The sequence below is a fragment of the Chromobacterium sp. ATCC 53434 genome, from assembly GCF_002848345.1.
GTDB lineage: Bacteria > Pseudomonadota > Gammaproteobacteria > Burkholderiales > Chromobacteriaceae > Chromobacterium.
Map to the genome: position 1 here is coordinate 2,091,907 of NZ_CP025429.1, position 10,906 is coordinate 2,102,812.

Annotated in this window: 12 protein-coding genes; 10 read left to right on the forward strand and 2 right to left on the reverse strand. The window is 62.5% G+C overall.

Features of this window, described 5'->3' with window-relative positions; translation table 11 throughout:
* Nucleotides 1-136 precede the first annotated feature (136 nt).
* The 5 genes from CXB49_RS09400 to CXB49_RS09420 all read left to right on the forward strand — a co-directional run bounded on the left by CXB49_RS09400 (nucleotide 137) and on the right by CXB49_RS09420 (nucleotide 4,384).
* A complete protein-coding gene (locus CXB49_RS09400) occupies nucleotides 137-775 on the forward strand; it encodes a paraquat-inducible protein A (protein ID WP_158300704.1) in 639 nt (212 codons plus the stop codon).
* Nucleotides 772-1,416: a paraquat-inducible protein A gene (locus tag CXB49_RS09405; protein WP_101708157.1), complete on the forward strand. Its 645-nt coding sequence runs from the start codon at nucleotides 772-774 to the stop codon at nucleotides 1,414-1,416. The genes CXB49_RS09400 and CXB49_RS09405 overlap by 4 nt, the downstream gene beginning before the upstream one ends.
* Nucleotides 1,391-3,016 (forward strand): intermembrane transport protein PqiB, encoded by a 1,626-nt coding sequence (locus CXB49_RS09410; RefSeq protein ID WP_101708158.1) that lies wholly within the window; start codon nucleotides 1,391-1,393, stop codon nucleotides 3,014-3,016. The genes CXB49_RS09405 and CXB49_RS09410 overlap by 26 nt, the downstream gene beginning before the upstream one ends.
* Complete coding sequence (locus CXB49_RS09415) at nucleotides 3,013-3,588, forward strand: membrane integrity-associated transporter subunit PqiC (protein WP_101708159.1); 576 nt, start codon at nucleotides 3,013-3,015, stop codon at nucleotides 3,586-3,588. Before CXB49_RS09410 ends, CXB49_RS09415 begins: the two co-directional genes overlap by 4 nt.
* Nucleotides 3,589-3,772: 184 nt before the next feature.
* Complete coding sequence (locus CXB49_RS09420; protein ID WP_158300705.1) at nucleotides 3,773-4,384, forward strand: DUF3313 domain-containing protein; 612 nt, start codon at nucleotides 3,773-3,775, stop codon at nucleotides 4,382-4,384.
* Nucleotides 4,385-4,499: 115 nt separating this feature from the next.
* Here CXB49_RS09420 and CXB49_RS09425 read toward each other — a convergent pair whose 3' ends face one another.
* On the reverse strand, nucleotides 4,500-4,901 hold the full coding sequence (locus tag CXB49_RS09425; protein WP_101708161.1) for a hypothetical protein: 402 nt from the start codon (nucleotides 4,899-4,901) through the stop codon (nucleotides 4,500-4,502).
* Nucleotides 4,902-5,413: 512 nt separating this feature from the next.
* On the opposite strand from CXB49_RS09425, the gene CXB49_RS09430 reads away from it, so the two are divergent.
* Nucleotides 5,414-6,553, forward strand: a complete 1,140-nt coding sequence (locus CXB49_RS09430; protein WP_158300706.1) for a DUF4158 domain-containing protein — start codon at nucleotides 5,414-5,416, stop codon at nucleotides 6,551-6,553.
* A gap of 311 nt (nucleotides 6,554-6,864) precedes the next feature.
* Here CXB49_RS09430 and CXB49_RS23380 read toward each other — a convergent pair whose 3' ends face one another.
* Nucleotides 6,865-7,005, reverse strand: coding sequence for a hypothetical protein (locus CXB49_RS23380; RefSeq protein ID WP_158300707.1), 141 nt, complete (start codon nucleotides 7,003-7,005; stop codon nucleotides 6,865-6,867).
* Between the two features lie 203 nt (nucleotides 7,006-7,208).
* On the opposite strand from CXB49_RS23380, the gene CXB49_RS09435 reads away from it, so the two are divergent.
* From CXB49_RS09435 to CXB49_RS09450, 4 genes are all read left to right on the forward strand, one after another.
* Nucleotides 7,209-8,186, forward strand: a complete 978-nt coding sequence (locus tag CXB49_RS09435) for an ImpA family type VI secretion system protein (RefSeq protein WP_101708163.1) — start codon at nucleotides 7,209-7,211, stop codon at nucleotides 8,184-8,186.
* A 27-nt stretch (nucleotides 8,187-8,213) separates the two neighbouring features.
* Nucleotides 8,214-8,744, forward strand: coding sequence for a type VI secretion system contractile sheath small subunit (tssB, locus tag CXB49_RS09440; RefSeq protein WP_101708164.1), 531 nt, complete (start codon nucleotides 8,214-8,216; stop codon nucleotides 8,742-8,744).
* Nucleotides 8,741-10,255: a type VI secretion system contractile sheath large subunit gene (gene tssC, locus CXB49_RS09445; RefSeq protein WP_101708165.1), complete on the forward strand. Its 1,515-nt coding sequence runs from the start codon at nucleotides 8,741-8,743 to the stop codon at nucleotides 10,253-10,255. The genes tssB and tssC overlap by 4 nt, the downstream gene beginning before the upstream one ends.
* A 90-nt stretch (nucleotides 10,256-10,345) precedes the next feature.
* A complete protein-coding gene (locus CXB49_RS09450) occupies nucleotides 10,346-10,873 on the forward strand; it encodes a type VI secretion system tube protein Hcp (protein ID WP_101710665.1) in 528 nt (175 codons plus the stop codon).
* Nucleotides 10,874-10,906: the final 33 nt, after the last annotated feature.

Consider the following 10,906-nt stretch of genomic DNA (forward strand, 5'->3'; position numbering starts at 1 on the left):
GAGTCAGCTTGGCATGCGCGGCGCATAGCGCTTGCCAACCGTCGAGCCGGCCGACTGTCGCCGGCGCGCGCAACCCGGTTCGATCATATATATGTATATCTTGTATGCCCTCTGTTTTTGACTAAGTTGACTGTACTTGCAAATCGAAATCGAGCGCCGCCGCCGCGAGCGGGGAAGGGAGTGCATGGGTCTGCGAGTGGTGGCTTGCCACGAGTGCGATTTGCCGTTGCGCTTGCCCGCGGATGGCCGCCTATGCTGCCCGCGCTGCGGCCATGTGCTGCGACAGGGAGGGGACGCGCGGGCGCTGCCGGCGCTGTTGATCGCCTGCATCCCGGTGTTTCTGGTGGCGAATGCATGGCCGGTCATCACACTGGAAGCGGCGGGACAGCGCGTATCGGTGACCTTGTGGCAGACGGCGCTGGCGCTGGAGGCCAACGATATGCATGGCCTGGCGGCCCTGGTACTGCTGACCGGGGTCCTGCTACCGGCGCTGGAGCTGGCATGCCTGCTGTCCATCGCCTGGCCGGCCCTGTGGCGGCGGAAGCCGCGCGGCCTGGGGCTGGCCTTGCGCTTGCAGGCCTTGCTGCGGCCATGGCGCATGATAGAAGTCTTCTTCCTGGCCATACTGGTCGCGCTGGTCAAGTTGCGCCATCTGGCCGACGTGAAAACCGAGCCGGGGCTATGGGCCTTGCTGGCCTTGATGTTGCTGCTGGCGGCCGTCGCCGGCCGCTTCGATGGAGAGGACGCATGGGCGCGTCTCGAGCGTATGGAATGAGCTCAGCCGCGGCGCGGGGGTGGTGCCAGTGCCATGGCTGCGGCCTGCTGTCCCGCCTGGCCGGCCGTCAATCGGCCTGCTGTCCGCGCTGCGGCGTGGAGCTGCACATCCGGCGGGCGCCGGGACCGCAGCGTTGCTGGGCGCTGTTGCTGGCTGCGGCGATTTGCTACCTGCCGGCCAACCTGCTGCCCATCATGGTGACATCCTCGGTAATGGGGACGCAGCGGGATACCATTCTGAGCGGAGTCGCGTATCTGTGGAGCGAGGGCTCCTGGGCGCTGGCGCTGGTGGTCCTGGCGGCCAGCGTGGTGGTGCCGTTGATGAAGATCCTGGTGCTGTTGTTGCTGGTGGTGTCGGTCCAATGGCGCTGGCGCTGGGCGCCGCTGCAGCGCGCGCGTCTGTTCCGGCTGGTGGAGGCGGTGGGGCCGTGGTCGATGCTGGATATCTTCGTTGTGGCCCTGCTGGTGGCGCTGGTGCAATGGCAGGGGCTGGCGACGATCCGGCCCGGCCTGGGGGCCGGGGCGTTCGGGCTGGTGGTGGTGCTGACGATGCTGGCGGCGATGTGTTTCGATCCCCGCTGGATCTGGGATGCGGCGGACGGGGAGGTGCGGACGAATGAACCAGGATCCCGGCGAGTCTGAAGCGCCGCTGGAGGACAGCCTGCCGCTGGCGGTCGAGGCGCCGACGCGGCGATGGTCTCCCTCCCTGATCTGGCTGCTGCCGATACTGGCCGCGGTGGTCGGCCTGGGATTGGCCGCCCAGGCGATCTTGTCGCGAGGACCGGAGGTGACCATCGCCTTCCGCAACGCCGAGGGCTTGGAGGTAGGCAAGACGCGGATCAAGTTCAAGGACGTCGAGATCGGCGAGGTAACAGCCTTGCGCGTCAGCGAGGACCGGCAATCGGTACTGGCCACGGCGCGCCTACGCAAGAGCGCGGAATCGTATCTGGTGGACGACAGCCGCTTCTGGGTCGTGCGGCCGCGAATTGCCGGCGGCAGCGTGTCCGGCCTGGGCACCTTGCTGTCCGGCGCCTACATCGCCCTCGACGTCGGCACCAGCGGCAAAGTGCGCAAAACCTTTACCGGCCTGGAGACCCCGCCAGCGATCGAAACCGATGTGCCGGGCCGCTCCTTTCACCTGATGGCCGACAATCTCGGTTCCTTGAGCGTTGGATCGCCGGTGTATTTTCGCCGGGTGCCGGTAGGCCAGCTGGCAAGCTACACATTGGAAAAATCGGGCCGTTTCGTCCGGCTGGACGTGTTCATCGCCGCGCCGTACGACCGTTTCGTCAGTGACGACAGTCGATTCTGGCACGCCAGCGGGGTCGACGTGTCGCTGAACGCGGAAGGGCTGAATGTGAATACGCAATCACTGGCTGCCATCGCGCTTGGCGGCATCGCCTTCGAGACGCCGGCGGCGGATGCGTATGCGCCGCCGCGCAAGGACGCGGTATTCCTGCTGAATGAAAATCGGACCAAAGCCTTGCAGGCGCCGGATCTGGAAGTAAAGCTGTTTCGATTGCGCTTCACGCAATCGGTCCGCGGCCTGACGGTGGGCGCCCCGGTGGATTTTCGCGGCATCGTCATCGGCGAGGTCGCGGCGATAGGCGTGGATTACGCGCCGGCGCGCCAGGACTTCGACATGACGGTGGATGTGCGGCTGTACCCCCGCCGCCTGCTGTCGCTGTCCGGTCGCTCCGGCAGACTCCAGCGCATGTCAGCGGAATCCTTGGTGCGCAATGGGCTGCGCGCCCAGCTGCGTTCCGGCAGCTTGATCACCGGGCAGTTGTATGTCGCGCTGGACTTCTTCAAGGAAGCGCCTCCCGCCCAACTGGTTCAGCGGGACGGCGTGCCCGAGCTGCCGACCATGCCCGGCGATCTGGAAGAGCTGCAACGGGTGTTGCAGCGCGTGGCGCGCCGTCTCGACAAAGTGCCGTTCGACACCATCGCAGGCCACCTGGACCAGTCCCTGCTGGCGACCAGGCAAACGCTGGACAGCGTCCGGCAACTGTCCGGCAAGCTGGACAGGGAAGGCATGCCTGCCCTGCTGAAAACCCTGGAGGCCTTGCAACGGACACTGGAGCAGACGCAGCAGATTCTGAGCCCGGACGCGCCTGCGCAACAGGATGTGCGGGCGGCCGCGCAGGAAATCACCGAGGCCGCCCGCAGTTTTCGCGCATTGACGGAGACGCTGGAGCGTCAGCCCCAGGCCTTGATTCGCGGCAAGCGGGAGGAGAAATGAAAGTCGCCCGGCTGTCCATCTTGGTGTTGGCGCTGACCGGATGCGCGGCGCCGCCGACGCATTTCCATCAGCTGGCGCCGCTGACGCCGCCCCGAACCCAGATACTGGGTCCCCGCGTCCTGCTGGGCCCGGTCAGCCTGCCGGCGGGCATGGAACGGCCGCAACTGCTGGTGGTCGATGCCGACGGGAAGCCTCGCCTGCGGGAGTTCGAGCGCTGGATCGCGCCATTGGATCATTTGCTGGCCGGGCAGTTGGCGGCGGAATTGTCCCGCATGCTGGGTTTGGCAAGCATCCATGTCTGGCCGCAGCCCGGCATGGCCCAGAGAGACTTCCGCCTGCTGGTGGATGTCAGGACCCTGCGCTTGCAACCTGGAGGCGAAGTCGAGCTGGAGGCGGCCTGGCAGTTGCTGCCCGGCGCCGGCGGCGCCGCGACGGACGGCGGGTATTTCCGGGAAACCGTGCCGGTGGCCGCGACAGACGAGGCCGCGGTGGCCGGCCTGCGGGAACTGGTTCGGCGTTTGGCGCGACAGATGGCGCCGCGCCTGAAGCTGCGCGAGGAGAGGGCGCGCTGACTGGCCTGAGCTTGATCTGTGTCGTTTGACGTCGTCCCCTCCGCCTCTATATTGAAACGGCATCGGTCGACAAAAAGCATCTTCGTGACGTTCACCACCGCAATGGAGCTCTAACGATATGAAAATCCGATTCGCTTCCGCCATCTGCATCGCGCTTTGCCTGGCCGGTCCGGCCAGGGCCGACATGCCGCCGCCGCATCAACCCGGGCTGATTCAGGACTATGCCCGGCTCCAAGAGGCGCCCGGCAAGGACGGCATCAAGCGCTATGTCGATGCCCGTTTCGACTTCAAGCCCTACAGCAAGCTCTACATCACGCCGGTGAAGGTTTTCCTGGCGGGAGGCAGCGCCGAACCGCCGGCCCCCATCGATCCTCAGGTCCTGGCCCGCATCACCGACATGTTCAAGACCGCCTTTACCGAGGAGGCGAAGCAAGACTATCAGCTGGTGAACCATCCCGGCCCGGACACGCTGCAGGTTCGTCTGGCCGTCACGGGCCTGCAGCCCGCCAAGCCCCCCATCGGCGTAACCGATTTCATCCCGATCAAGGCGCTGTTCAACTTGGGGCGGGAGGCCGCCGGCGCCGGCCCCCGCGTCGCCGAGCTGTCGGCCGAGCTTTCGGTGCTGGCGCCGGACGGCAATGAAGTCGGCGCCGCGCTCGCCACCCGCAAGTCGGAAAAAACCCTGGCGCAAAGCAGCCAGATTACCTGGCAAGATCTGGAACCCATCGTCAATGCCTGGGCCAAGCTCTTTCACCGGGGCCTGGACAACGCCAAAGCCGGTCAGCCACAGCCTTAAGAGTAGCTAATCCAAGCGCCGCACACGGCGTCGCTTGGACCTTGCAGCGCATCGGAGCCCGCTCAAGCGGGTTCCGTCACGTTTGCGACCCGATGAAAGCCCGCCGGACGCGCCGTCAGGGTTGACGGCGCTCTCCGGTGTTCGTTTGCCGCCGCGCGGGCCCCAGATAAACGGCCCGGAGCGGATCATCGCGATCGATCAGAATGTCCACCCACTCCCCGACGCGGGGTATATTGCCCAAATCTATCAACTGCTCGATCGTCAGTTCGCGATCGAGACCGCTCTGCCGCACGCGCAATTGCAGACGCATTATCGGCATCTGGTTCACCAGCAATCCGGCCTGTCGAATCGACAGCACTTCGGCCGTCAACCGGAGGCCATCGTGGACCCGACCCGACCCCCAGTTGCCGGGGCTCCAGTCGTGGGCGCGATAAAGTAGAAAACCCGCCAGCGCCAGAGAAAATATCGTCACGCCAACAGATAGAATGATGGTGTAGCGGATCCAGGATTCAAACATGCGGCTCTCCTTTTATGCCTCGTGAACAATGCGAATCATTACGACGATGACTGCATCGGCGAAACCTGCGTCGCGGCATTCCGGACAATCATAAAATTGACAACAGGCAGTCATTCTCGATTCCGATCGATTGAATATATTGCCACTTCGCCATTTTGTCTTAAATAAAATCCATTATTCTTCGGCGGCAGCCGAATGCCAGTCATTTTATTGATTTAAAATCTCTCATATTTAAAAAATACATGACTAAGCATCAATAAATTTTCGCCATTGAAGATCAGGCGGGACGATAGGGCGATTATTGGATCGGCAAGAAAAGGAAAACGGCATATCTCCGGGAACTTCAAGCCCAAACCTGTCACCAACATTAGCCGGCCAAGCCGGGCGCGCGAATCGATCCTGTCATTGCCCAAGCGCAAAAACAGCCAGCGCCCGACATGCCGCCACAACGGCGAATCACAACAGACCGTGCCTGGGGTTCTTCGCATTGGCAAAGGCTGGTGGAGAAAATCATGCCGAGACGTCAATTGCTTACGCCGTTGGAGCGCGCCAGCCTGCTGGAGCCTCCCCACGGCGAATATGAGCTTGATCAGCTAAGCGCCTTCAATACGCGGGACCTTGAAATGATTCGGCAACACCGCGGCGACGCCAACCGACTGGGCGTGGCGGTATTACTGTGTTATCTGCGCCATCCAGGCATCGCACTGGAAGAAGGCCGCCGTCCGGCGCTGCGCCTGTTGCGCAAGGTGGCCTGCGCATTGAATGCCAAAGAAGCGGACTGGGATCGCTATGCCGCGCGCGACCAGACCCGGCGGGAACACTTGGTCAAGCTCTACGCCTACTTGGGCGTGCGTCCTTACCGACCGGCGGATGGTCAGATGGTGTTGTGCCATCTGACGCAGCTGGCCATTCAAACCGATCAGGCGCTGACATTGGCGCTGGCCATGGTGGCCTGGCTTCGCCAGGGCGGCATCGTCTTGCCGACCATAGGCGTCATCGAGCGGACATGCGCGGCCGCGCGAACCCGGGGAGCGAGGCAGGTTTATCAGCAACTGAACGATGCGCTGACCGACTGCCAACGTCGGAAACTGGACGCTCTGCTGCTGCGGAGAGCGGAATGCAAGACGACGACGCTGGCCTGGCTGCGCGCGCGCGGCCGAGACGCCGCTCCCAGTCGCAAGCAACAGCAGATGGTCGAGATGCTGGGATTGCCATCCAGCCTGGCGCGTCTGGCAAGCTCCGAGCGGATATTGGCGCTGGCACACGACGGCGACGGCATCAACGGCCATCACGTGTCGGAGCCGGAAGCGCCTTACCGGATAGCGACGCTGGGAGCCATCGTGCTGCAGACGCGCGCCACGCTGCTTCGCATGCTGTCGAATCTGGAAAGGCTGAAAACGATAGACACGCTATCTTTGCCCGCCGAGGTGTCGTCGTGCATCTCCGCGCCGCGAATGAGGAGACTGGCGACCGAAGGCCGGCTGATGACGGCAAAGGATCTGGCCAAACTGGAGCCTAGACGGAGAGTGGCCACCTTGCTTGCGATGATGCTGGAACTGCGCGCCAGCCTGGTCACGGAAATCCTCGATCTGCGCGATAGCCTGTCGGGACGGCCGCCGCGATCCGATATCTCGCAACCGATGCGCCGGTAAGGCCTTGATATCTCCCCGCTTCGCCGCGAGGCGGGGTCGCGCCTCCCCGGTTTCCCTTCGCGCGTCCACGGCGCCTTTTTCGATCCGTCAAACCATTTATTCACCTCGTCTCGATCGCGCGGCGCTTGCATCGCCACATTATCGTGCAAAAAAACAATAATTCCCCACGGCCTTTTTCTGTGCACAAAATACAACGGCACGCCGACAACGCCGGATGGCCGCCATCGGAAACTTGATGCGCATCGTCCTTTGCAAGTGCTTTATTTCCAACGCCGCCTTGAAAATAAGTCTGACAGGATTGATTGCGAGAATCACTTCGCCCCCGCAAACATCGCCGCGTCTTCATCATCAAGACACGAATTCATCGCTGCGACCACAACGACTTTTCTCTCCCCGCTCCCGACATGATTCACCTCTTCATTATCTTTTTCTTGATGTTCACGTGATCGCATTTTATCTGATCCTGCTTTTCACATGCCCTGCATGCATTTTAAAAACACAGGATCAATATCGCCGTGCAATTCTCCTCGCATTCCCATCAGCTTAATCACCCAGGCTTGATTGCGATTTGTTTGGACATCGCTTAGCTATTTTCGATAACGTTGTCCCGAGCCTCTAGTCCTTTTCAGTAAATTCCTAATCAAAACCGACTGGCATGTCGCTGAAAACCGGAGGCCATCAAGGCGTAGCGGTCTGGTTTTTATCCGATTTTGCCCAGGATCCGGTCATGAGCAACGCTGCCGCAGACTTTGAAGTCGCCGAACACTCCGGCCAGGAAGACCTGGATTCGGACGCCGATTTCATTCGCATCGACGCCGTGATCTGCGAACACGACGCAGTCGGGCAGGGGCCGCTGCGAAAAGGAAGCGAGCCTTTCCATTGGCTAACGGTCGAGACGGTCAGCCGGGCGCTGTTGGCAAGATCGGCGGATGTGAGGGTGGGCGTCTGGCTGTTGAGGGCCGCGGTGGCGCAACGCGGCCTCGCCGGCGCGGCCGAAGGCCTGGCCGTGCTGGGCGAACTGGCAACGCGGCCTGCTGGAACGATACGCCCGATCGCCGCGCACGATGAGACGGCGGGCGAATTGCATGGCCCTCATCTGGCCTGGCTGTGCGGAGACGCCTTCCTGCACCAGCTGAGACACAGCCGCCTGAGCCCGGCAAGCGATGCCTCCGTGCTCCAGCTGCTAAGCAATGGACCGGCCGGCGTCTCTTTGGCCGAACAAGAAGGCGCCCGCCGCGCCCTGCAGGGAATGCGCGTCGATCTGGTCCGCCTGACGCGGCTGAGCGAACAAGAGGCTTTTGTCGAGCCGTTCGACTGCAGTCGGCTGATCGCCCTGTTGGACGATCTGGCCGCTGAGCTGTCCACGCCGGCGCCGCCTGGCGGGACAGGGCCGCCGGCATCGGCACCCTCGGACCCGGCATCGGCGGTGATGCTCTCGCGGGAGGACGTGGCGGCGGCGCTGGATTCGATCATCGCCTACTTCCGCGAACACGAACCTGGCCATCCCGCGCCGATCTTTTTGCTGCGCACCAAGCGGATGCTGGGCGCGGGCTTCGAGGACTTGATGGCTGAGCTGTTCGCCGAATCGGACGCGCTGGTGGCGAAACTGGACCGTCCCCGGCCTCCACAATAGCCATTCGATATACAGGAGACATGTGCCATGGCGCGACAGAAGGATGCGCAGAAGTTCATCGGAGAGAGCCGGGCGCCTCGCGTGCAGATCGAATACGACGTCGAGGTCTACGGTTCGCAGAAGAAAGTGGAGCTGCCTTTTGTCGCCGGCGTGCTGGCCGACCTCTCCGGTGACAACGTCGAGCCTCTGGGAGCGGTCGAGGATCGCCGCTTCACCGAAATCGACGATGAGAATTTCGATATGCGGATGGCGCAGATCGCGCCATCGCTCAGCTACCACGTCAGAAACGTGATCACCGACGATGGGACGCTGATACCGATAGACTTGAGCTTCGATTCGATGGAGTCCTTCGAGCCGGCCGCCGTGGTCAGGAAAATTCCGGAACTCGCGGTCATGCTCGAAGCCAGAAGCCAGTTGAAGGAATTGCTGACCTATATGGACGGCAAGGTGGCCGCGGAAGAATTGATCGAGCAATTGCTGAAAGACATGAATCTGTCCGACGCGGAGGCCGCGCCCGACACAGACGGGACGCCCAAGACCGACGGGGAGGCGACATGAGCGCGCAAGCCGAAGCCCGGTCGACCACCGCCGCACCGGACCAGGCGGAGGCGCCGATAGACGATGGCCTGAAAGACATCCTGAGGCGCTCGTTCAGGCCGCGCACCAGCGAGGCGGCGGAAGCGGTGCAGAGCGCGGTCCAGACCCTGCTGACCTATGCGCGGCGCAACCGGGTGGTGGTGCGCGAGGATGTCGCTCAGACGGTGGAGCAGCTGGTGGCCGAGCTGGACAAGAAAATTTCGGAACAACTGACCCTGGTTCTGCACAACGAGCATTTCCAGCGCCTGGAAGGCGCTTGGCGCGGTTTGCACTATCTGGTGTTCAACACCGACACCAAGGAAAACCTGAAGATACGTTATCTGAACATCTCGAAGAAGGAGCTGGGCAGAACGCTGCGACGCTACAAGGGCGTGGTATGGGATCAGAGTCCCATCTTCAAGATGATCTACGAACAGGAATACGGACAGTTCGGCGGCGAGCCGTTCGGCTGCCTGATCGGCGACTACCACTTCGACCACGGCATGCAGGACATTGCCGTGCTGACCGAAATGTCCAAGATATCGGCGGCGGCGCACGCGCCCTTCATCGCCGCCGCCGCGCCCAGCCTGCTGCAGATGGACGACTGGAGCGAATTGTCGAACCCGCGCGACGTCTCCAAGATATTCACCGCCACCGAGTACGCCTTCTGGCGGCGGCTCCGGGAAAGCAACGACTCGCGTTATCTGGCGCTGACGCTGCCGCGTTTCCTGGCCCGGGTCCCGTATGGACCGAAAACGCAGCCGATAGAGGAGTTCGGCTTCGAGGAGAAGGTAGACCCGGACCGCGCCGCCGATTTCTGCTGGGCGAATTCCGCGTACGCGATGGCGGCCAATATCACGCGCGCGTTCAGCACCTATGGCTGGTGCACCAAGATACGCGGCGTCGAATCCGGCGGCGCGGTCGAGGTGCTGCCCAAGTTCGTACTGCCGTCGCAGGACAACGAGGTAGAGCTGCATTGCCCGACGGAAATCGCCATCTCGGACCGCCGTGAGCACGAGTTGTCCGAGTCCGGGCTGATGCCGCTGGTCTACCGCAAGAATTCCGACATGGCGGCCTTCATCGGCGCCAAGACGGTGCACCGTCCGGCGGTGTACGAGGACGACGACGCCACCGCCAACGCCAATCTGTCGTCGCGCCTGCCATACATCTTCGCCACCTGCCGTTTCGCCCATTACCTCAAATGCATCGTGCGGGACAAGATCGGCTCCTTCAAATCGCGCGAAGACACCCAGCGCTGGCTGAACGAGTGGCTGATGAACTATGTGGACGGCGACCCGAGCATTTCCAGCGAAATCACCAAATCCAAACGCCCGCTGTCGGCGGCCGAGGTCCTCGTCGACGAATTGCCTGAAAACCCCGGCTACTACCGCGCCCAGTTCTTCCTCCGGCCGCATTTCCAGCTGGAAGGACTGACGGTGTCGTTGAGGCTGGTTTCCAAACTGCCGTCGGTGAAGCAGGAGAACACCCGCTGAGCAGTGCGGCCCGCGGCGGCAAGGACCTGAGCCGCTCGACGCCGGTATCCCGTTCAGGTCTGGCAAATCCATCACTTGGAGCATCGCGACATGGCAAACGCACTGGTTGACTACTTTCTGCAGATCGAAGGGGTTGAAGGGGAATCGACCGACCAGCAATATCCGGGACTGATACAGATCCACAGCTGGCAGTGGGCCGAGGAAAACTCGGGGAAGTGGGGCTTCGGCAGCGGCGGAGGCGCCGGCAAGGTGGAAATGAAGGATTTCGAATTCCGGATGGTGTCCAACAAGGCCTCTCCGAAGCTGTTCCTGATGTGCGCCACCGGCGAGCACATCCCGCGCGCCAAACTGATCTGCCGCAAATCCGGCAAGGGGCAGCAGGACTTCATGATCATCACCTTCGCCAGCGGCCTCGTATCGTCGTTCCGCACCCTGGGCAATATCCCGCATACCGTCATGGTCGGCGGCAGCAGCGATACCGAAAGCGTGCTGCCCACCGACGAGATCAAGATCAATTTCGCCAAGATCGAGTTCGAATATCGGGAGCAGCGCAACGACGGGACCATGGGCGCGGTGATCAAGGCAGGCTACGACCTGAAGCTGAACGCGGCGGTATAGCTCGCAATGGGCCGGGTTCTTTCTTCTCATCCT